19 protein-coding genes are annotated in these 21,166 nt (G+C 72.6%); 8 read left to right on the forward strand and 11 right to left on the reverse strand.

Annotation, left to right across the window (positions count from 1 at the left end; genetic code table 11):
• Positions 1–102: 102 nt before the first annotated feature.
• From ACTXG6_RS13295 to ACTXG6_RS13310, 4 genes are all read left to right on the forward strand, one after another.
• A complete protein-coding gene (locus ACTXG6_RS13295; RefSeq protein ID WP_445188092.1) occupies positions 103–1,506 on the forward strand; it encodes an NAD(P)H-quinone dehydrogenase in 1,404 nt (467 codons plus the stop codon).
• A 9-nt stretch (positions 1,507–1,515) separates the two neighbouring features.
• Positions 1,516–2,694 carry a CaiB/BaiF CoA transferase family protein gene (locus ACTXG6_RS13300; RefSeq protein WP_445188093.1) on the forward strand — a complete coding sequence of 393 codons (1,179 nt, stop codon included), beginning with the start codon at positions 1,516–1,518 and terminating at the stop codon, positions 2,692–2,694.
• Between the two features lie 167 nt (positions 2,695–2,861).
• The gene (locus ACTXG6_RS13305) at positions 2,862–4,628 is read left to right on the forward strand and encodes a glycerol-3-phosphate dehydrogenase/oxidase (protein WP_445188094.1); all 1,767 of its coding nucleotides are present in this window, start codon (positions 2,862–2,864) and stop codon (positions 4,626–4,628) included.
• 94 nt (positions 4,629–4,722) lie between these two features.
• On the forward strand, positions 4,723–6,096 hold the full coding sequence (locus tag ACTXG6_RS13310; protein WP_445188095.1) for a lipase: 1,374 nt from the start codon (positions 4,723–4,725) through the stop codon (positions 6,094–6,096).
• Between the two features lie 36 nt (positions 6,097–6,132).
• Here the strand turns inward: ACTXG6_RS13310 and ACTXG6_RS13315 are convergent, their stop codons facing one another.
• The 6 genes from ACTXG6_RS13315 to ACTXG6_RS13340 all read right to left on the reverse strand — a co-directional run bounded on the left by ACTXG6_RS13315 (position 6,133) and on the right by ACTXG6_RS13340 (position 12,892).
• Positions 6,133–6,945, reverse strand: a complete 813-nt coding sequence (locus tag ACTXG6_RS13315; protein WP_445188096.1) for an ESX secretion-associated protein EspG — start codon at positions 6,943–6,945, stop codon at positions 6,133–6,135.
• Positions 6,942–8,156 (reverse strand): WXG100 family type VII secretion target, encoded by a 1,215-nt coding sequence (locus ACTXG6_RS13320; protein ID WP_445188097.1) that lies wholly within the window; start codon positions 8,154–8,156, stop codon positions 6,942–6,944. The genes ACTXG6_RS13315 and ACTXG6_RS13320 overlap by 4 nt, the downstream gene beginning before the upstream one ends.
• Positions 8,157–8,163: 7 nt before the next feature.
• The gene (locus tag ACTXG6_RS13325; protein ID WP_445188098.1) at positions 8,164–8,517 is read right to left on the reverse strand and encodes a hypothetical protein; all 354 of its coding nucleotides are present in this window, start codon (positions 8,515–8,517) and stop codon (positions 8,164–8,166) included.
• A gap of 90 nt (positions 8,518–8,607) precedes the next feature.
• Positions 8,608–10,410, reverse strand: coding sequence for an acetyl/propionyl/methylcrotonyl-CoA carboxylase subunit alpha (locus ACTXG6_RS13330; RefSeq protein ID WP_445188099.1), 1,803 nt, complete (start codon positions 10,408–10,410; stop codon positions 8,608–8,610).
• Between the two features lie 377 nt (positions 10,411–10,787).
• Positions 10,788–11,906: a DUF692 domain-containing protein gene (locus tag ACTXG6_RS13335; protein ID WP_445188100.1), complete on the reverse strand. Its 1,119-nt coding sequence runs from the start codon at positions 11,904–11,906 to the stop codon at positions 10,788–10,790.
• Positions 11,903–12,892, reverse strand: coding sequence for a TIGR04222 domain-containing membrane protein (locus tag ACTXG6_RS13340; protein WP_445188101.1), 990 nt, complete (start codon positions 12,890–12,892; stop codon positions 11,903–11,905). The genes ACTXG6_RS13335 and ACTXG6_RS13340 overlap by 4 nt, the downstream gene beginning before the upstream one ends.
• Positions 12,893–13,104: 212 nt before the next feature.
• On the opposite strand from ACTXG6_RS13340, the gene ACTXG6_RS13345 reads away from it, so the two are divergent.
• Positions 13,105–14,175 (forward strand): hypothetical protein, encoded by a 1,071-nt coding sequence (locus tag ACTXG6_RS13345; RefSeq protein WP_445188102.1) that lies wholly within the window; start codon positions 13,105–13,107, stop codon positions 14,173–14,175.
• Here the strand turns inward: ACTXG6_RS13345 and ACTXG6_RS13350 are convergent.
• The 5 genes from ACTXG6_RS13350 to ACTXG6_RS13370 form a co-directional block, all read right to left on the reverse strand.
• Positions 14,164–14,607 (reverse strand): SufE family protein, encoded by a 444-nt coding sequence (locus tag ACTXG6_RS13350; RefSeq protein ID WP_445188103.1) that lies wholly within the window; start codon positions 14,605–14,607, stop codon positions 14,164–14,166. The two genes, ACTXG6_RS13345 and ACTXG6_RS13350, sit on opposite strands and share 12 nt — an antisense overlap.
• Complete coding sequence (locus tag ACTXG6_RS13355; protein WP_445188104.1) at positions 14,604–15,497, reverse strand: sulfurtransferase; 894 nt, start codon at positions 15,495–15,497, stop codon at positions 14,604–14,606. Before ACTXG6_RS13355 ends, ACTXG6_RS13350 begins: the two co-directional genes overlap by 4 nt.
• A gap of 5 nt (positions 15,498–15,502) precedes the next feature.
• Positions 15,503–16,132: a Maf family protein gene (locus ACTXG6_RS13360; RefSeq protein WP_445188105.1), complete on the reverse strand. Its 630-nt coding sequence runs from the start codon at positions 16,130–16,132 to the stop codon at positions 15,503–15,505.
• 306 nt (positions 16,133–16,438) lie between these two features.
• Complete coding sequence (locus ACTXG6_RS13365) at positions 16,439–16,738, reverse strand: acyl-CoA carboxylase epsilon subunit (protein WP_445188106.1); 300 nt, start codon at positions 16,736–16,738, stop codon at positions 16,439–16,441.
• Positions 16,735–18,369, reverse strand: a complete 1,635-nt coding sequence (locus tag ACTXG6_RS13370) for an acyl-CoA carboxylase subunit beta (protein WP_445188107.1) — start codon at positions 18,367–18,369, stop codon at positions 16,735–16,737. Before ACTXG6_RS13370 ends, ACTXG6_RS13365 begins: the two co-directional genes overlap by 4 nt.
• 78 nt (positions 18,370–18,447) lie before the next feature.
• On the opposite strand from ACTXG6_RS13370, the gene ACTXG6_RS13375 reads away from it, so the two are divergent.
• The 3 genes from ACTXG6_RS13375 (at position 18,448) to ACTXG6_RS13385 (ending at position 21,146) form a co-directional block, all read left to right on the forward strand.
• The gene (locus tag ACTXG6_RS13375) at positions 18,448–19,350 is read left to right on the forward strand and encodes a biotin--[acetyl-CoA-carboxylase] ligase (RefSeq protein WP_445188108.1); all 903 of its coding nucleotides are present in this window, start codon (positions 18,448–18,450) and stop codon (positions 19,348–19,350) included.
• A 63-nt stretch (positions 19,351–19,413) separates the two neighbouring features.
• The gene (locus ACTXG6_RS13380; protein ID WP_445188109.1) at positions 19,414–19,896 is read left to right on the forward strand and encodes a PH domain-containing protein; all 483 of its coding nucleotides are present in this window, start codon (positions 19,414–19,416) and stop codon (positions 19,894–19,896) included.
• Positions 19,897–19,961: 65 nt separating this feature from the next.
• Positions 19,962–21,146, forward strand: coding sequence for an LLM class flavin-dependent oxidoreductase (locus ACTXG6_RS13385; RefSeq protein ID WP_445188110.1), 1,185 nt, complete (start codon positions 19,962–19,964; stop codon positions 21,144–21,146).
• The last annotated feature ends 20 nt before the right edge of the window (positions 21,147–21,166 follow it).

The following is a 21,166-nucleotide window of genomic DNA, read 5'->3' on the forward strand; positions in this document are numbered from 1 at the left end:
CGGGGCCGGGGCCGCCGGGGGCGGTATGGCCACGCTCTAGGGTCATGGTCGTAGGTTCCGCCGAGGGCGCCCGCGGGTGCGGGCGCGGAGGGTAGCTGCCGGATGAGCCGGATTGTGATCATGGGTGGCGGACCGGCGGGGTACGAGGCGGCGCTGGTCGCGGCCCAGCACGGTGCCCAGGTGACCGTCGTCGAGCGGGACGGCATGGGCGGTGCCTGCGTGCTGGACGACTGCGTGCCGTCCAAGACCTTCATCTCCTCCGCCGGTGTCCGGGTGGAGCTGCGGCGAGCGGCGGAGCTGGGTGTCGACGCCGACCCGAGTGTCGCCCTGGTGGACCTGGCCCGGATCAACGCCCGGGTGGAGTCGCTGGCCAGAGCGCAGTCCGCCGACGTACGGGACCGGCTGGAGCGCGAGGGTGTGCGGCTGCTGGCCGGCGCCGCCTCGTTCGCAGCGCAGCCGCCGGACAACGCGCCGCACGCGGTGCGGGTGCGGCCCACGCACGGCGCGGAACAGGACCTGCCCGCCGATGTGGTGCTGGTGGCCACCGGTGCGACGCCGAGGGTGCTGCCGGCCGCCGCGCCGGACGGCGAGCGGATCCTCACCTGGCGCCAGCTCTACGACCTGCGCGAGCTGCCCGAACATCTGATCGTGATCGGCTCCGGGGTCACCGGCGCGGAGTTCGTCTCGGCGTACACCGAGCTGGGCGTACCGGTCACCCTGGTGTCCAGCCGCGACCGGGTGCTGCCCGGCGAGGACGCCGACGCGGCCACCGTGCTGGAGGACGTCTTCGCCGAGCGCGGCGTCAACATCCTGCCCCGGACCAGGGCGGACTCCGTGCGGCGCGACGGTGACGGGGTCGTCGTCACGCTCGCCGACGGGTCCACGCTGACCGGCTCCCACGCGCTGATGACCGTCGGCTCGGTGCCCAACACCACCGATCTCGGGCTGGACCGGGTCGGCGTCAACACCGACCGGGGCGGGTTCATCCCGGTCGACCGGGTGTCCCGGACCACCGCGCCCGGGGTGTACGCGGCCGGTGACTGCACCGGGGTGCTGATGCTGGCCTCGGTGGCCGCGATGCAGGGCCGGATCGCGATGTGGCACGCGCTCGGCGAGGGCGTCGCGCCGATCAAGCTGAAGACGGTGGCGTCGGCGGTGTTCACCCGCCCGGAGATCGCCACCGTGGGGATCAGCCAGGCGACCATCGACTCGGGCGAGGTGCCGGCGCGGACCATCATGCTGCCGCTGGGCACCAACCCCCGGGCCAAGATGCAGGGTCTGCGGCGCGGGTTCGTGAAGCTGTTCTGCCGCCCGGCGACCGGTGTGGTGATCGGCGGTGTCGTGGTGGCCCCGGTGGCCAGCGAGCTGATCCTGCCCATCGCGATGGCGGTGCAGAACAACCTCACGGTGAACGGCCTGGCCTACACGTTCTCGGTCTACCCGTCGCTGTCCGGCTCGATCACCGAGGCCAGCCGGCAGCTGATGCGCCACGATGATCTTGATTAGCCTGTAGTCATGACCTACCCGCTCGAAGGCATCACCGTCGTCTCCCTGGAGCAGGCCGTTGCGGCCCCGCTGGCCACCCGGCACCTGGCCGACCTCGGCGCCCGGGTGATCAAGCTGGAACGCCCTGGCGTCGGTGACTTCGCCCGCGACTACGACACCACCGTCAAGGGCATGTCCAGCCACTTCGTCTGGCTCAACCGGTCCAAGGAGAGCCTCACGCTCGACCTCAAGCACCCGGCGGCGGACAAGCTGTTGGACCGGCTGCTCACCGGGGCCGACGTGTTCATCCAGAACCTCGCGCCCGGCGCGGCGGCCCGCCTCGGACTGGGCGCCGACGTGCTCACCGAGCGGTACCCGAGGCTGGTCTGCTGTTCGGTTTCCGGGTACGGCGAGGACGGGCCGTACCGCGATGCGAAGGCCTACGACCTGCTCATCCAGTCCGAGGTCGGGCTGGTGTCGATCACTGGTACGCCGGAGCAGCCGGCCAAGGCGGGGATCCCGGCGGCGGACATCGCGGCCGGCATGTACGCCTACTCCGGCATCCTCACCGCACTGTTCGCCAGGGAGCGCACCGGGCGGGGTGGCGCGCTGTCGGTGTCGCTGTTCGACGCGCTCACCGAGTGGATGGGCTTCCCGCTGTACTACACGCGCTACGGCGGGCGGGCCCTCACGCCGGCCGGCGCCAGCCACGCGGCGATCGCGCCGTACGGGCCGTTCGCCACGGCCGGCACAGATGTCGTGATCGCGATCCAGAACGACCGGGAGTGGGTGGCGTTCTGCGCCCAGGTGCTGCGCCGCCCGGAGCTGACCGGCGACCACCGGTTCGCCAGCAACACCGCGCGGGTCACCCACCGCGACGAGCTGCGGGTGGCGATCGAGGAGGTGTTCACCGCGCTGCCGGCCGACGAGCTGGACCGCCGCCTGGAGGCCGCCCGGATCGCGCACGCCCGCCGCAACGGGGTCGCGGAGCTCATCGAGCACCCGCAGCTGGGGGATCGGGGCAGGTGGGTGGACGTCGGCTCGCCGGTCGGTCCGCTGGCCGCGCTGCTGCCACCGGTGACCTTCACGGGCGGCACACCCCGGATGGACCCGATCCCGGACGTGGGGGAGCACACCGACTCGGTACTGAGCTCGCTGGGCTACTCGGCGCGGGAGATCGCCGAGCTGCGCGCCGAGGGCGCGATCTAGCCGCGCGCCCCTGACAACCCTGACAAATCCCGGATAACGGGGCGATTCGGCGGCGTGCTGTAGCCGGGCGGTCGCGGGGAGTACCGGATGGGGCAACTGCGCAATTTATCCCCCGTCCCACGCCGGATTTAGGTGCCGCGGCTGAGTAGCGTGGCGGACCGAGAGCCATGACAGCGGAGGGCGTGACGATGGAGCTGGCAGCGATACCCGATCCTGGTCGTCTGGGACCGGAGCAGCGGGAGGCCAGCTGGCGGGAGCTGGCCGGTCAACATTTCGACGTGCTGGTGATCGGCGGCGGCGTGGTCGGCTCGGGAACCGCGTTGGACGCGGCGACCCGGGGGCTGCGGGTGGCACTGGTGGAGGCCAGGGACCTCGCCGCCGGCACCTCGTCGCGGTCCTCGAAGCTGTTCCACGGCGGCCTGCGCTACCTGGAGCAGCTGGAGTTCGGACTGGTTCACGAGGCGCTGCGGGAGCGCGAGCTGATGCTCACCCGGCTGGCACCGCACCTGGTCAAGCCGGTGAGCTTCCTCTACCCGCTGCACGGGCGGTTCTGGGAGCGGCCGTACGTCACCGCCGGGCTGACCCTCTACGACGTGATGGCCGGTGGCCGCGCGGTACCCCGGCAGAAGCACCTGACCCGCTCCGGTGCGCTGCGGATGGCACCGGCGCTGCGGCCGGACTCGCTGATCGGCGCGGTGCGCTACTACGACGCGCAGGCCGACGACGCCCGCCACACCATGACCGTGGCGCGAACCGCGGCGCACTACGGCGCGGTGGTGCGCAACTCCACCCAGGTCATCGGCTTCCTGCGGGAGGCGGACCGGGTCTCCGGCGTGCGCGTGAAGGACACCGAGAACGGCGAGGAGGCCGAGATCTCGGCCAGCGTCGTGATCAACTGCACCGGGGTGTGGACCGACGAGCTGCAGCAGTTGGCCGGCGGCCGGGGCCGGTTCCGGGTCCGGGCGTCCAAGGGCGTGCACATCCTGGTGCCCAGGGACCGGATCGTGTCCGACACCGGCATCATCCTGCGCACCGAGAAGTCGGTGCTGTTCATCATCCCGTGGGGCAGCCACTGGCTGATCGGCACCACGGACACCGACTGGCACCTCGACCTGGCGCACCCGGCGGCGACCAGGGGCGACATCGACTACATCCTCGAGCACACCAACAAGGTGCTGGTCACCCCGCTCACCCACGACGACATCGAGGGCGTCTACGCCGGGCTGCGGCCGCTGCTGGCCGGGGAGAGTGAGCAGACCTCGAAGCTGTCCCGTGAGCACGCGGTGGCCAGGGTGGCCCCGGGTCTGGTGGCGATCGCGGGCGGCAAGTACACGACGTACCGGGTGATGGCCGCCGACGCCGTCGACGCGGCCGCCGTGGACATCCCGCGCCGGGTCGCGCCGTCGATCACCGACAAGGTGCCGCTGATCGGCGCGGACGGGTACCACGCGCTGGTCAACCAGGCCGAGCAGATCGCCGCCCGCTACGGCCTGCATCCGCACCGGGTGACCCACCTGCTCAACCGCTACGGCTCGCTGCTGCACCAGGTGCTGGCACTGACCGACGACCGCAGGGAGCTGCTCGCGCCGATCCCCGGTTCGCCGGACTACCTGCAGGTGGAGGTGGTCTACGCGGCCAGCCACGAGGGCGCGCTGCACCTGGACGACGTCCTTGCCCGGCGCACCCGGATCTCCATCGAATACGCCCACCGCGGGGTGGAGTCGGCCCAGCCGGTGGCCGAGCTGATGGCCAGTGTGCTCGGTTGGGACGGCGACACGGTGAAACGCGAGGTGGAGATCTACACCGCGCGGGTGGAGGCCGAGCGCGCCTCGCAGGCCCAGGAGGACGACGACGCCGCCGACAAGGCGCGGATCGCGGCCCCGGAGGCCCGTTCCGGGCTGGTCGGGCACGTGAGCCCGGCGCCGACCCACTAGTTCGCGTCCCGTTCCCGGGGTGGGGCCAGCCTCACCCCGGGCCGGGGGGCTGCTCGGCGTGTTCCGGGCGCCGGCGGGCGGCAGCGTGTGGGACATGACAAACGCACTGTTGCGCGCCGGTGCCACCGCCGTCGCCGTGGTCGCGCTGCTGGCGACCTCGGCCGCCTGCGGCACCGAGCCGGACCGGCCGGCCGCCGCCCCACCGGCAGCCGTCCCACCAGCCGCCGTCCCACCGGCAGCCGCCCCATCGGCAGCCGCCCCATCGGCAGCCGCCCCACCGGCCGCCGTCCCCGACCCGGGAGCCCCGGCCCCCGGAGTAACGCCGCCCGGCACCCGGGGCGCCCTGCTGTCGGTCCAACCGCTGGAGAGCCTGACCGCCGGGCGGGTGCGTGCCTACCTGGCCGGCCAGGGTGTGGACGGTTCCCGGGTGCGGTTCGGCGTCGACGCGAGCCGGATCAGCTACGCCACGGTCGACCCGACCGGCCGACCCACCACGGCCAGCGCGCTGGTGACCACGCCGACCCCCGCGCCCGGTCAGAGCCCCAGCACGGAGCGGCGGATGGTGTCCTGGCAGCACGGCACCATCGCGGCCCGCGACGAGGTCGGCTCGAGGACAGCGGACGGCTCGGACCGGGCGGCCGCGGTGCTGTTCGCCGCCGCCGGGTACCTGGTGTCCGCCCCGGACTACCTCGGCCTCGGCACCGGCCCCGGCTTCCACCCGTACCTCGACCTGCCGTCCACCGTGACAGCGTCCGTCGACTCGCTCCGGGCCACCAGGGCGCTGGCACAGCGACCCGGGCCGGGCCGCCGAGGTGGTCCGGGCTTGGACGGGCAGGTGCTGGTCAGCGGCCACTCGCAGGGCGGGCAGGCCGCGATGGCGGTGGGCAAGGAGCTGCGGCGCGGCGTGGACCCGAGCTTCCGGTTGGCCGCCGTGGACCCGATCGCCGGCCCGTTCCAGGTCAGCGCCACCCTGCACACCGCGGTCACCACGGGCATCGAGCACGGCTCGGCCTACCTGGCCTACTTCGCCGTCGCGTGGAACAGGCTGCACCACCTCTACGACACCCCACAGCAGGCGTTCCGGGCGCCCTACGACCGCACCGCGCCCGAGCTGCTGGACGGCAACCACAGTGGCGACAGCGTGCTGGCCGCACTGCCGGGCACCCCGGCCGAGCTGTTCACCCCGGAGTTCCTGAACCTGCTGCGTAACCCGACCGGGCCGCTGGCCGAGGCGCTCGCGGTGGCGGACAGCAGCTGCGACTGGCGCGCCGAGGTACCGGTGCGGCTGTACGCGGCGAGCGGCGACCTGGATGTTCCGATCGCCAACTCGAGCTTCTGCCAACGCCAGGTGCTCACCGCCGGCGGTGCGGCCGTGCTGGTCGACGTCGGGCCGGTGGACCACTCGACCTCGGAGCTGCGGGCGTTGCCCCTGGTGCTGGCCGGGTTCGACCAGCTCGGCCGCAACTGACCAGTGCACCAGGGCGGCTCAGCGGCGGCGCGCTGGTCAGTTGCGGCCGGCGCGCGCCTGCGCCTCGGTCAGCAGGGCATCCATCCGGTACCGCAGCCGGGTCAGGTCGGTGGGGGCGAGCGTGGTCCACTCCACCCCGTCGGCCGCGGTGCCACGCTGCATCAGGTACCGGCCGCGCGGGGTGTCCAGCAGACCGAGCACCTTGCGCAGCCGGTGCAGCACCCCCCACTGGTCGGCGGCCAGCACGCTGAGCTGCCCCCGCCGGGTGGTGCCGCGCAGCACCGACTCGACCAGCGCGGCCTCCTCGGCGTCGACCCCGCGCTCGATGAGCACGTCGGACATCGAGCCGCCGGCGGTCAGTTCCGTCGTGGCCGCCTCCAGGTCGGCGCTGGGCAGGGTGACCGAGTGCCCTGCACCGGCCGGTGTGCTCGGCAGCGCGCCGAGCGTCGCGTCGACCGGGCCGGACGCGCTGGTCAAGGTCACCGTCGAGTCCTGGCGGACGGCGAGCGCGGTACTTCCGGGCCGGGACGAGGCCACCGCCCGCAGCTCGCGGCCCAGCCGCATCCGCAGCTCCACCTGATGGGTCGGCACCGCGAGCAGGTGCATCAGCCGGACTACCTCCGGATCCGGTCCGCTGAGGTCGGCCAGGCCCCGCTGGCGCAGGCCCTGCCAGCCGCTGGCCACGATGCCGCGTCGCTCGCTGTGGGTGCGCCCCGGCGAGTCGAGCCGGAGCACCACCGGCGTGGCGCCAAGGCCGAGCCATTCCCACAGCACGTCGAACTCCACCGCGGTGAGCACCCGGCGGGCCGGGCCTCGGTACCGACGGTCCAGCTCAGGTGCGGCTGTCATGATCCGATCACCGGTGGGACCACCCCTCCGTTCTCGCCGAATATGTCGTGTTCGTCCAGTAGGTAGCCCAGCCGCTCGTGCTGCTCGCGCTCCGTGTCGTGGAACCCGGCACCGCCGAGCATGGGCGGCATCATCGACGGGTCGATCCCGGGTTGCGCCGGCCCGTGCGGCCCCGCGTTGTCGGCACCGACCTGACCGGCCGGGTTCGTCGGTGGGCCGCCTCGGGGGCGCAGGCCGGACCCGCCCCGCCGGCCGAGGGCCGCCGGCCCCGCCGACCCGGTGCCGGCACCGGAGCCCTGCCTCGGCGTCCCGGGCACCGGGGCGACGCGCTCGGAACGGCCAGGGCCACCGGCACCCGGTGCGCCGAGCCAGCCCTGTCCGCCGGGCAGCTCGCGGAACCTGGCTACCCGGCCCGGCTGCGCCCCGACCGCGCCGGCGGCACCGAACTCCGGGGAACCGGCGGGGACCTGGCCACCCCGGCCGGGCTGGTACGGCTCGACCGAGGCCGGGCGGGTGCCGGTGCTGGCCGACGGTGCGCCGCGCGCCACGCCGCCGGTCCCGGGTGCTTCCGTTAGACCCGCCCTGGACACCGTGCGGGCCCGGCCAGCACTCGCCGAGGGCACTCCCCGCTCGGTGGCGGCCGGGTTGGTGGAGGGTGCGTGCTCCACGCCGGCCGAACCCACCCGGCCGGTGGAACGACCGACCCCGGTCGTGGCCGCACCGGCCGAGGTGCCGGCGGTGGGTGGCCGGGTGAACGTGTCGGTGGGGCGCGTCCGGGCGCACTCGTCGGCGTGTCCCCGCATCAGCTCCAGTGCCCGCAGCCGGGCGTTGGCCTGCGCCTCCTCCACCTGTGCCCAGTTGGCCCCGGCGGCCGGCGGCCCGCTGGGCGGCGGCGGCATCTCGGCGATCACGGTGCGCGCGCTGGCGGCCTGCTGACCGGCTTGGCCGGCGGCGGTGTTGGCGCGCCCGGCCGCCGCCTCGGCCCACTGCGCGTGCTGGCCGATTCCGCCCCGTGCGGCGTCGGCCGCCTGCCCCTGCCAGCCCAGCCCGAGCTCGCCGAGCGGCGCATTGAGCGTCTTGGCGATGTTCTCCAGCACCTGTGCGGTCCTGGAGAAGTTGGCTTGGCTGGTGGTGGCGGCGGCCGGGTCTCCACCGTGAGCGAGGTTCCAGAGCTCTTGGTGGGACAGGCCGGCCAGGCGTTGGTCGGTCATGACCCGGTCACGACCCCAGCTGGCGGCTCAGCTCGGCGGCGGTCTGGTGCTCGTTGCTGTCGTAGGCATGCTGGATGTCACCGAGCTGCTTGAGCACGCTCTCCAGCCGCTGGCCGTATTCCGTCAGAGCCTGTGCGGCCGACTCGGGACCGTCGCCGGCGACCTTGTTGAACGCGGTCTGGAACTCGACACTGGACTGATCGGCCATTGCCGGCTTGCTGATGCTCAAGCCGTCCTGGCCGCCCCGGGTGAGGGGCTGCAGCTGCTCGAGGGCGCTCTGGAACGCCTCCCGCAGCTTCGGGATCATGTGCGGCTCGAGCTTCAGGTTGCCCTGGCCGGAGCCGCTCGCGTTGTTGGCCATGCGCTCACGGTAGGAGCGCGGTTACACCGAGAGGGCGAATCGGCCGGAACGGTTCGCGATCGCTAACGGTCCGCTCCGGCCAGCCGCCGCTCAGGTCTCCTTGATCTCGCAGATCACGGTGCCCTGGGACACCGAGCTGCCGGCCTCGGCGGACAGCCCGGTGATGGTGCCGTCCTTGTGCGCGGTGACCGGGTTCTCCATCTTCATCGCCTCGAGGACCACGACCAGGTCACCGGCGGAGACGGTGTCCCCGTCGGACACCGCGACCTTGATGATGGTGCCCTGCATGGGCGCGGTCACCGCGTCGCCGGACACCGCGCCGCCGCTCTTGCCGCCACCCCGCTTGCGCGGCGGCTTCTTGGCGCCGGCAGCGCCGCCACCCCCGCCGCCACCGAGGGCCAGGTCACCGGGCAGGGAGACCTCCAGCCGCCGACCGCCGACCTCGACCACCACGGTCTGCCGCGCCGCCGTGTCGTCCTCGGTGTCGGCACCTTCACCACCGGCGAAGGGCGGCACCGTGTTGTCCCACTCGGTCTCGATCCACCGGGTGTGCACGGTGAACTCGTCCTCGGTCAGCGCGGCGAACGCCGGGTCGTCCACCACGATCCGGTGGAACTCCAGCACCGTGGCCATGCCTTCGACCTGGAACTCGGCCAGCGCGCGGCGCGAGCGCTCCAGCGCCTGCGCCCGGTCCGAGCCGGTCACGATCAGCTTCGCGAGCAGCGAGTCGAACTGGCCGCCGATCACCGAGCCGGACTCCACGCCGGCGTCCACCCGCACGCCGGGCCCCGCCGGGTAGGCGATGGAGGTGACGGTGCCCGGGGCGGGCAGGAAGTTCCGTCCGGCGTCCTCGCCGTTGATCCGGAACTCGATGGAGTGGCCGCGCGGCTCCGGGTCTTCGGTGAGGTTCAGCTTCTCGCCCTCGGCGATGCGGAACTGCTCACGCACCAGGTCGAGCCCGCTGGTCTCCTCGGAGACCGGGTGCTCCACCTGCAGCCGGGTGTTGACCTCCAGGAACGAGATCAGCCCGTCCTGGCCGACGAGGAACTCCACCGTGCCGGCGCCGTGGTAGCCGGCCTCCTTGCAGATCGCCTTGGCGGAGTCGTGGATGGTGGCGCGCTGCTCGTCGGACAGGAACGGCGCGGGCGCCTCCTCGACGAGCTTCTGGAACCGGCGCTGCAGCGAACAGTCGCGGGTGCCGACCACGATGACGTTGCCGTGCGTGTCGGCGAGTACCTGCGCCTCGACGTGGCGGGGCTTGTCCAGGTAGCGCTCCACGAAGCACTCGCCCCGGCCGAACGCCGAGGTGGCCTCGCGGACCGCCGACTCGTACAGCTCGGCGATCTCCTTGCGCTCCCTGGCCACCTTCATGCCCCGGCCGCCGCCGCCGAACGCGGCTTTGATGGCCACCGGCAGGCCGTACTCGTCGGCGAACGCCTCCACCTCGTCGGCACCGGAGACCGGGTCGTTGGTGCCGGGCACCAGCGGCGCGCCGGCCCTGGTGGCGATGTGCCGGGCGGTGACCTTGTCGCCGAGGTCGCGGATGGCCTGCGGGGTCGGGCCGATCCAGGTGATGTCGGCGTCGATGACCGCCTGGGCGAAGTCCGCGTTCTCGGACAGGAAGCCGTAGCCGGGGTGGATCCCGTCGGCGCCGGCCTGCTTCGCGGCGCCGATGACCTTGTCGAAGTCGAGGTACGACTCCGCCGCGGTGTTGCCACCGAGCGCGAAGGCCTCGTCCGCGAGCCGGACGAACAGCGCGTCCCGATCCGGGTCGGCGTACACGGCGACGCTGCTCAGGCCGGCGTCCCGGCACGCTCGGATCACCCGGACCGCGATCTCGCCCCGGTTGGCGATGAGCACTTTCCGCAACTGTCGGGTCGCCTCGGCGGCCACGGTGCCTCCTGCATAGAGATCAACTCGTACCACGATCGGTCGAGTGTATTAGGAGGTTCTACAGCCAGCAGAGGAGGTGGACCCGGCCGAGTAACCCGATAGCGCACCCACCGGGCACGAATCGCACCGAGGGTAGCCGGCGCGGGCGTGGGTCGTGCCGGCCGTCGTAGTGGGCGCCGACCTCGCGCAGCGCCAGCTCGGGCTCGGCGAGCGGCGGTAGTTGACCGAGGAAAGCCAGCTCCCGGGCCACGTCCCAGCCGTCCCGCAGTGCACCGCGAGGTGGTCGGCCCCACGCCCACCTGCTGAAACGGTCGCCCCACTGATCACCGAGGCCGGCCGCCAGCAGGGGCCAGGCGGCGGCCACCTCGGCGGCCCGTTTACGCCGCAGTGACCGCTCCGCGACGCCGACCAGACGCTCGTCGAACCCCGCCGGTACCGGGCCGCCGGCGACCAGTGCGGCGACGAGCGTGGCCTGCCTGGCGGCCAGTGTGGGATTGCTCACGGACCCTCCCCGCCGGCGCCGGCCGGGCGCGTCCGCACCGCTTCCCCCGGGCGATCGTGAGCTCGCTCACGGGCATCGGCCGCCCCGCCGCGCGGGTGATGCGGGGCATCCCGGCGGCCCCGGCGATGGCGTCCAGCTCGGTGCGCAACCGGTCCGCCGGTGGGTAGTTGCCGTCCCGTTCGAGCATCACGGTGGGTGGCGGGTGGCGAGCGCACAGTTCGCGGAGCAGTACGAGCACCGGTTCGGGAGTCGGCGCCGTGTGGGTGTCGTGGTAGAGCCCGTCGTGCTCGGCCCCGCCGGCCACGTGGACGTAGGCAACCCGCTCCAGCGGCAGCCGGTCCAGCAGCGCGACCGGGTCGGTGCCCCGGTTCTGGGCGTTCGCGTGGACGTTGGCCAGGTCCAGCAGCAGCCAGGTGTCGGTCTGTTCGAGCAGCTCGGTGAGGAAGTCGGCCTCGGTCAGCTCGTCGTCCGGCCAGTCGAACAGTGCGGCGATCGGCTCCAGCGCGAGCGGTGCGTCCAGTTCGGTCCGCAACGCCCGCACGTTGCGGACCAACGCCCGCAGCGCCTCCCGGCTGCGCGGCACCGGTAGCAGGTGACCGGCCTCCAACCCGCCGGCCCTGACGAACGCCACATGCTCGCTGACCAGCGGCGCGGCCAGTGCGGCCGCCGCCGAGGTGAACTGGTGCACCCGCCGGGGGTCCAGCGGCTCGGCGCCACCCAGCGACAGCCGGGTGCCGTGCGGAACCACGGTCACGCCCTGCTCCCGCAGCCGCGCGAGCGGCGCCGGCAGCGCGGCGCCGTGCCGCAGCGACTCGGCCACTACCTCGCAGAACCGCAGACCGGGCAGCTCGGGCAGCAGACCTGCGATCTCGGTCCGCCAGCCGATCCCGAGCCCCAGCTCCGGCGGTGCGCCGGTCGGCCTGGTCGCCGGTGCGTCGGTCATCGGTGTGGTCGTCGGTGTGGTCGTCGGCGTGTGGGTGATCGGGCTGGTCATCCGCCACACCCACCGCCACCGCCACCGCAGGACCCGCCGCCGCAGCTGGAGCCGCCGGACGATCCGCCGCAGCCGGACCCGGAGCCGCCGAACCAGCTCGTGCCGACCGAGTACCCGCCGCCGCCGGACGTGGCCGCGACGCCGTAGCCGGACCTGGCCGCGACGACCTCGGCGGCGAACCCCGGGTCGGCGGTCCACAGCGCACTGGTACCGAAGACCGCGACACCCAGTGCGGCGCCGGCGGGGCCGTTCGCCGTCCAGCTCGGCTTCATCGAGGGCTTGAGGTGGTCGTGCTTGGTGCGCAGGGTCGACAGCGCCCGGCTGCCGGGAATGCTCCGCACCGGCAGCGTGAGCAGCAGGACGGCACCGGCCATGGTGAGCAGCGGCACGGTGAGCAGCAGGTAGCCGATCGGCTTGCCGCCCACGACCCCGTCGACCAGCCGCACGAGTCCGACGGCCAGGACCGCCAGCACGGCGTAGGTCCAGGACCGGATCCGGTTCCGTTGCCTGTCGGTGAGCAGCAACCGGCGCCGGACCAGCTCGTCACGCAGCTCGTCGAGCGCGGTGCTGACCGTGTACGCCTGAGCCAGCTGGGCGCGCGACCGAGGGCTGGCCGTCTCGATCAGGATGGCCCGTTCCAGGGCCGGCCGGACCCCGCTCGGCGGCTCGCCGAGCCGTTCGCACCGGTTGCCGCGGCCACGCAGGTGGCCGGCTGCGCGCAGCGCACTGAGCGCGGCCAGCAGGGTGAGCTCGGCGCCGCCGTGGAGGTAGGCGGCCAGGTACGGGTCCGTATCGCCGCCCTCGTCCAGCGAGACGGTGCTGTCCGGCAGGGTCGGGCGGTTCCGGATCAGGAACCGGGCCGCCACCGCGGCCGCGACCACGGCTGCGGCCAGCGCCGCGTACCAGGTCAGGAAGGTGGGCCCGCTGATGCCCCACGTGTCGCCGCTCAGCGCCAGAATCCTCAGAGCCAGAACCGGAGTGCTCATCGGTACGCCCCTCTCTCGCCTGTCCGTGCCGACCGGCCGAGCCGTACTTGGGGAGTGTGAGCAGCGGCGGAGGGGCGGGCGAGCGGATTGATCGGGGCTTGAGCTTTCACAGGGGAACATTTGAGGTTTCCCGGGTATTCGGGGTGCTCGGGCTCCAAGTCGGTGTTCCCGCGAGGCGCGACTAGCCTGCACAGGGAAGGCGGGGGGTTGAGATGTCGGGCAAGGCACCGCGCGTTGTGCTGGCGTTGACCGCGACTCTCCTCGTTACCGTGCTGGGGCTCGCGGGCTGCGCCTCGTCGGGCGCCGCACCGGATGCGGCCGCGCCGGCGGCTGCCCCGGCGCTGCCGGTGTCCACCCCGGATGGCTACCAGGACATGCTCAACCAGACCGACGCGGAGCTGTCCGGCGCGCTCACCGCGGTCGGCCAGGCTCCCTCGCTGGACGTGTTGGACCAGGCCGTGCTGTCGGCGGCCGGCGTGGCGAGCGCCGCCAGCGAGCGGCTGACCACCAGTGGGCCGGTGCCCGCCTCGGTCTCGGGCGACAATGCGGCGCTGGCCGCCGGGCTGCGCCAGTTCGGCCGCGAGCTCGCCTACCTGAGCCAGCAGATCGACCTGCACGCCATCTGCGCCGGGCCGGTCGCGCTGACCGCGATCAGTACCGCCCCGAGCATGCCGAACCTGCGCACGGTGGCGACCTCACTGGGCACCCTGCGCAGCGACCGCCCGTCGTTCCGCTGGGGCAGCGCGCTGCCGGCCGAGAAGAACTCGGTGGAGAACCGGCCGCGCAACGGTGCGGTGCTGGTCGACCGGCGGGCCGGCGCGACCGGTGACGGCGAGCTGCAGGTCCGCGACAACGGCACCAAGGACGGCGTCGTGCTGCTGGCCAAGGGTGGTGCACTGCTGGTGTCGATGGCGGTCAACGCCGGCCGGTCCGCCACCCTGACCGGGGTGCCGGACGGCGACTACGACGTGTTCTACACGATCGGGCGGGACTGGAACGCGCCGCTGGCCACCTTCAGCCGGCACTGCGAGTTCCACCGGTTCACCACACCGACCACGTTCAGCACCAAGCCGGTACCCGGCGGGTCCTCGTACACCGTCCAGTCCATCGTGCTGAACACCGGCACGGACAGCACCGGCCCCGACTCGTCCGTCGACCCCGAGCTCGGTGTCGCGCCCGGCGCCGCCTCCGGGACCGACCCCGGGATCAGCCCCGGGAGCGACCCGGGCGACGACACCGCGCCGGGCACCGCCGAGGTGCCCCAGGAAGCGCTACCCCGCTGACCGGACCTGGTTCTTGATCCGGGCCAGCATGGCCGCCATCCCGCGCAGCCGCAGCGGGCTGACCGCCTCGCCGAGGCCGAGCGCCAGGTAGAAGTCGTTCGGCACCGCCAGCACCTCGGCGGCCGGCTCGCCGTCCAGGCCGGTCTGCATGATCGACGCGAAGCCCCGGGTGGTCGGTGCCTCGGGTGGGGCGTCGAAGAACAGGTGCACGGTGCGGTCCGGGTCCGCCGCCACCTCGACCGCCAGGAACAGCGGCGTCTGGCACTCGTGCACCTGCTCCATCTGGTCCCGGTGCCCGGAATAGCGCTCTGGCAACGCCGGTAGCTCTTCGGACAGCTCGAGCAGCAGTTGCAGCCGCTCCTTGACGCTGACGTCGGAGAAGTCCTCGACCAGTTCCGCCAACCTGGGCGGCAGCTCTACGGGCGCGGTCACTTCACCGAGCCGCGTTCGGCACCTACTGCGATCGGCACCCGCACCGAGTTGCCCCACTCGGTCCAGCTGCCGTCGTAGTTGCGCACGTGCGGGAAGCCGAGCAGGTGGGTGAGCACGAACCAGGTGTGGCTGGACCGCTCGCCGATCCGGCAGTACGCGATCACGTCGTCGGACGGGGACAGCCCCTGTTCCTGCTGGTAGATGGCCTCCAGCTCGTCGCGGGACTTGAAGGTGGCGTCCTCGGCGGCGGCCCGCGCCCACGGCACGCTGGCAGCGCCCGGGATGTGCCCGCCGCGCACCGCGCCCTCCTGCGGGTAGTCCGGCATGTGCAGCAGCTCGCCGGAGTACTCGCCGGGGGAGCGGACGTCGACCATCGGCTGGCCCAGGTGCGCCAACACGTCGTCCTTGAACGCCCGGATCGCGCTGTCGTCGCGCTCGATCACCGGGTAGTCGACCTTCGCCGGGGTCGGCTCGTCCCTCGTCATCTCGCGGCCCTCGGCGACCCACTTGGCGCGGCCGCCGTCCAACAGCCGCACGTCCTGGTGGCCGAACAGGCTGAACACCCAGAGTGCGTAGGCCGCCCACCAGTTGTTCCGGTCGCCGTAGATCACCACGGTGGTGTCGCGGCCGATGCCACGCTCGCCGAGCAGCTCGGCAAACCGCGCGCCGTCGACGTAGTCCCTGGTCACCGGGTCGTTGAGCTCGGTGTGCCAGTCGAGTTTGACGGCGCCGGGGATGTGCCCGGTGTCGTAGAGCAGAACGTCCTCATCGGATTCGACCACAGCCACCCCGGGCTGTTGGAGCTGCTCGGCCAGCCATTCCGTGGTGACCAGGCGCTCCGGGTGCGCGTAGGCGGCGAGCTTGGGATGCGTGTCGTTGGGTACCGGCATAGGACTCAGGCTATCCCTGTTCGCCACAGATCGGTGACCTGGACGCCCACCTCGGTGAGCAGCGCGCGGGTGAGCGGCAGGCTGATCCCGATGACGTTGGACGGGTCGCCGTCGATCCCCTCCACGAACCAGCCGCCCAGCCCGTCCAGGGTGAACGCGCCGGCGACGTTCAACGGCTCCCCGGAGGCCAGGTAGGCGTCAAGCTCGGCCTCGCTGGGCCGCCCGAACCGCACCGTGGTGGTCGCGTGCCGCGACGCGACCTTTTCCACCGCGCCGCCGCCCAGCCGCAGCACGGCATGACCGGTGACCAGCTCGCCGGTGCGCCCGGCCATCGCCGCCCAGCGTTGCCTGGCCCGCGCCGCGGTACCGGGTTTGCCGACCAGCTGGCCGTCGATGGACAGCATGGAGTCGCAGCCGATCACCACCGCGTCGGCCATCGTCGGGCCGATCCGTTGGCCAACGGTCGCCGCCTTCGCACAGGCCAGCGCGTTGACCACCTTGGCCGGCGGCGCGCCCCGCAGCGTGGCGAGCACCGCGTCCTCGTCCACCTCGGACACCTCGACGCTCGGATCGAGGCCGGCGGCGCGCAGCACGCCGAGTCTGGCCGGGGACGCGGAGGCGAGAATGATCTGCACGGCCGGTCAGGGTAGTGGTCGCGGTAGTGGCCGGCGCGGTAGTTGGCCGGCGCGGTAGTGGTCGGCGCGCGGTGGGCGCTTTGCTCTGCGTAGGAATACGCGACAGCGCCGGTCGCCCGCCGTCGAGATCGACGTGAGGGCTGTTCGATCATGGCCGAGGCGACCCTCCGGTCGATCTCGGCGAAACCGCTCTGTTGTTACCGAGCTGCACAACCGGCAGGTTTTCGGCGCGCCGAGCCTGCCTCCTGTGCAGCTCGGTAACAGGGGGCGGGGGTAGCTCTCGGTGAGCCCGGAACCCGAAATCGGTCAGCGCGGCAGGGTGGAGTTCCGCCAGGCGCCGGGGCCCGGGTGCAGCTGCTGGCGCAGCATCGACTGGCGGTCCGTCCACACGCTGGTGCGCCGGGTCCCACCCGACTCGGCCGCCGAACCCGCCGATGCGGCCGCCGCCAGCACCACGGCGAGCGCGGCCACCTCGACGTCGTCCGGTTCGCCCCGGACCACCCGGAACAGCGCGCGCCGCTGCTCCGGGGTCGCCTCCTCGGTCTGCCCGGGCTCGGGCGAGTCGCCCACCGTGTCGCCCACCGAGTCGCCCGCCGAGTCGCTCACAGGGGGATGTTCCCGTGCTTGCGGGCCGGCGCGGCCTCCCGCTTGGTGGCGAGCAGACGCAGCGACCGGCCGACGTGGCCCCGGGTGTGCGACGGCGGGATGACCCCGTCGATGTAGCCGCGGTCGGCCGCGATGTAGGGGTTGCAGAGGGTGTCCTCGTAGTCCTGCTGCAGCTCGGAGCGCTTGGCCGCCAGCTCGTCGCCGGCCAGCTCCTTGAGGTCCTTGCGGTACAGGATGCTCACCGCGCCCTGCGCCCCGGTGACCGCGATCTGGGCGGTCGGCCAGGCGATGTTCACGTCCGCGCCGAGGTGCTTGGAACCCATCACGTCGTACGCGCCGCCGTAGGCCTTGCGGGTGATCACGGTGACCTTGGGGACGGTGGCCTCGGCGTAGGCGTAGATCAGCTTCGCGCCGCGCCGGATGATGCCGTTCCACTCCTGCTCGGTGCCCGGCAGGAAGCCCGGCACGTCGACGAAGGTCAGCACCGGGATGTTGAACGCGTCGCAGGTGCGCACGAACCGGGCCGCCTTCTCGGAGGCGTCGATGTCCAGGCAGCCGGCGAACTGGGTGGGCTGGTTGGCCACGACGCCGACGCTCTGTCCCTCGACGCGGCCGAAACCGACCACGATGTTCGGCGCGAACAGGCTGTGCACCTCGAGGAACTCGCCCTCGTCGACCACCCGGCTGATCACTTCACGGATGTCGTAGGGCTGGTTCGGCGAGTCCGGGATGAGGGTGTCCAGCTCCAGGTCGGTCTCGGTGAGCCCGTCGGTGATGGACCCCTCGACCGGCTCGGCGGCCGCGAACGCCGGCGGCTCGGACAGGTTGTTGGACGGCAGGAACGACAGCAGCTCCTTGACGTAGGCGAGCGCGTCGTCCTCGTCATCGGCCAGGTAGTGCGCCACGCCGGACTTGGAGTTGTGCGCCCGGCCGCCGCCCAGCTCCTCCATGTCGACGTCCTCGCCGGTCACCGTCTTGATCACGTCCGGCCCGGTGATGAACATGTGGCTGGTCTTGTCCACCATCACGGTGAAGTCGGTGAGTGCCGGGGAGTACACCGCGCCGCCGGCCGACGGACCCATGATCAGCGAGATCTGCGGGATCACCCCGGAGCTGCGCACATTGCGCAGGAAGATCTCGCCGTACAGGCCGAGCGCGACCACGCCCTCCTGGATCCGGGCGCCGCCGCCGTCGTTGATCCCGATCACCGGGCAGCCGATCTTGATCGCCAGGTCCATCACCTTGACGATCTTCTCGCCGTACACCTCGCCGAGCGAGCCGCCGAACACCGTCGCGTCCTGGCTGAACACGCACACCGGGCGGCCGTCGACGGTGCCGCTGCCGGTCACCACGCCGTCACCGAAGGGCCGGTTGGCCTGCATGCCGAAGTTGGTGGAGCGGTGCCGGGTCAGCGCGTCCAGCTCGACGAACGAGCCCGGGTCGAGCAGCTGGTCGATGCGCTCGCGGGCGGTCTGGCGGCCCTTGGCGTGCTGCCGCTCGATGGCCTTCTCCGAGCCGGCATGCACCGCCGCATCGTGGCGCTGGTAGAGATCGGCAAGCTTGCCGGCGGTGGTGTGGATGTCCGGTTCGTCCGCCGGTGGCTCGCCGAGCGGCTGCGTTGCGGTGCTCATGGCTGGGCACAATAACCAAACGGAGCCGCGCAACGCGGCCCGCAGTGAGCTGACTCATCCCCGAGTACCCTCCAGCGGGTGGATCTCCCGCCGCTCGCCGACCCGCTGGACGCCCCGTTCGAGACCCCGCTGGCCGACCCGTTGGACGTCGTCGCGCTGCGCTCCGAGCTGCTCGCCCCAGCCGGACCGGTGGCCTGTCTCGACGTGGTGGCCCGCACCGGTTCGACGAACGCCGACCTGCTGGCCGCCGCCCGCGCCGGCGCCCCGGACCGCGCTGTGCTGGTCGCCGAGTTGCAGCAGGCGGGGCGAGGCCGGCTGGACCGGCGCTGGACGTCGCCGCCGGGCGCCGGGCTGACCGTGAGCGTGTTGTTGCGCCCGCGCGGGGTGCCGACCACCCGCTGGGGCTGGCTGCCGCTGCTGGCGGGGTTGGCGCTGCTGCGCACGGTCACCGAGCTCACCCCGCTGGCCGCCGCGCTGAAGTGGCCGAACGACCTGCTGCTCGGGCCGCCCGGCGGGCCGGCGGTGGCCAAGTGCGCCGGGCTGCTCGCCGAGGCCGACGCCGGCGGGGCCGAGCCGGCGGTGGTCATCGGCATCGGGCTGAACGTGCGCAACCGCCGCGACGAGCTGCCCGACGGCGCCAGCTCACTGCACGCCGAGGGCGCCGGGGTCAGCCGCAACGCACTGCTGGCCGCGCTGCTGCGCCGGCTGCTGGCGGACGAGGCGGCCTGGCGGGCGGCGGGCGGCGACCCGGACGCGGTGGGCCTGCTCGCGGACTACCGGGCCGCCTGCGCGACGCTCGGCTCGCCGGTCCGCATCGAGCAGCCGGGCGGCGTCTCCACGTTCGCCACCGCGTTCGACGTGGACGGTGACGGGCGGCTGCTGGTGCGCGAGCAGAGCGGCGCGACGCGCGCGGTCGCGGCTGGCGACGTCGTGCACCTGCGGCCGGTACCGGGCGAGCGGGCCGCCGAACAGCTGGGCTGAGCGCCCGGAGAGCACCCCGAGCGCCTGCCCGACCGATCGGATACAGCGCGCTACCGTGAGTGCGTGCCCTATCCGGACGAGCTGCTGGTCTCCGGGGAGCAGGTGCTCACCCACGAGCATCCGCACCCCAAGATGCTGGTGCTGCCCGCACTGATCTTCCTGGTCACGGTCGGGCTGGCGACCTACCTCGCGGCGCTGATCAACGGGCAGCAGTGGAGCACGTACGGCTCGCTGGCGATCGTCGTGGTGGCCCTGGTGCTGATCGTCTGGTTCACCGTGGCACCGCTGCTGCGTTGGCGGTGCACCCATTTTGTGGTCACCAACCGCCGGGTGCTGGTCCGCGAGGGCGTGCTCACCCGTACCGGCTTCGAGATCCCGATGAACCGGATCACCAGCGTGCACTTCCGCCAGACGGTGTTCGAGCGGATGCTCGGCTGCGGCACGCTGAGCGTCGAGTCCGCCTCCGACGAACCGCTGGACTTCGAGGACATCCCCGGTGTCCAGCACGTCTACGGCCTGCTCTACCAGGCCGCCGCGCCCAGCTGAGGCCGACCGTTCGCAACCTTTCCGCAACGGTGTCGGGGATCACTGCCGCGCCGTAGCGTGAGGCCATGAGCAGACTGCGGTTCGGTATCTTCCTTGCCCCGTTCCACCCCGCGGGGGAGAACCCCACGCTCGCCCTGCAACGGGACCTGCGGCTCGTCGAACACCTCGACCAGTGCGGCTACGACGAGGCCTGGATCGGCGAGCACCACTCGGCGGGCAGCGAGATCATCGCCTCGCCGGAGATCTTCATCGCGGCCGCCGCCGAGCGCACCAAGAACATCAAGCTGGGCACCGGCGTGACCTCGCTGTCGTACCACAACCCGCTGTGGGTGGCCGAGCGTCTGGTGCTGCTGGACCACCTCACCAGGGGCCGGGTGATGCTCGGTGTCGGGCCGGGCTCGCTGCCCACCGACTCGGCGATGATCGGGCTCAACCCGACCCAGACCAGGGAGCTGCTGGAGACCAACCTCGACGTGGTCATGCGGCTGCTGACCAGCGACGAACCGGTCACCGTCGACACCGGCACGCACCGGCTGGTCAACGCCCAGCTGCACCTGCGCCCGTACTCCGACCCGCACTTCGACGTCGCGGTGGCCGCCGTCGCCTCGCCGACCGGGCCCAGGCTCGCCGGCAAGCACGGGGTGGGCCTGTTGTCCATCGGCGCCACCCTGACCTCCGACGGCTTCGACGCGCTGGCACACCACTGGAACGTGATGGAGGAGCGGGCCGCCGCCTTCAACACCACGGTGAACCGGGACAAGTGGCGCCTGGTCGGCCTGATGCACATCGCGGAGACCCGCGAGCAGGCCTACAAGGAGGTTGAGCACGGCATCGAGCAATGGTTCAACTACTTCCAGAAGGTCGCCGCGTTCCCGCAGATGGACGTCGGCAGCGGCGGCGACCTCAAGGCGATGATCGACTTCATCAACGAGTCCGGGACCGGCGCGATCGGCACCGTGGAGGACGCGAAGGCCCAGGTGCAGCGGCTGGTCGACCAGTCCGGCGGCTTCGGCGCGTTCCTGCTGCTGGCGCACGAGTGGGCCAACCCGGAGGCCACCCGGCGGTCCTACGAGCTGATCGCGCAGCACGTGATGCCGGAGTTCCAGGGGCAGGCGCAGGCCACCCGGAACGCCAAGCAGCGGGCCTCGGACACCCGCACCGGGCACGCCGAGCAGCAGAATCTTGCGGTCGCGCACATGACCGAGAAGTACCAGAAGGAGCTGGCCAACAAGGAAGGCCAGGGCTCCTGACCCGCCGTGAGTGAGTGGGT

Source organism: Pseudonocardia sp. Cha107L01, from assembly GCF_052566575.1.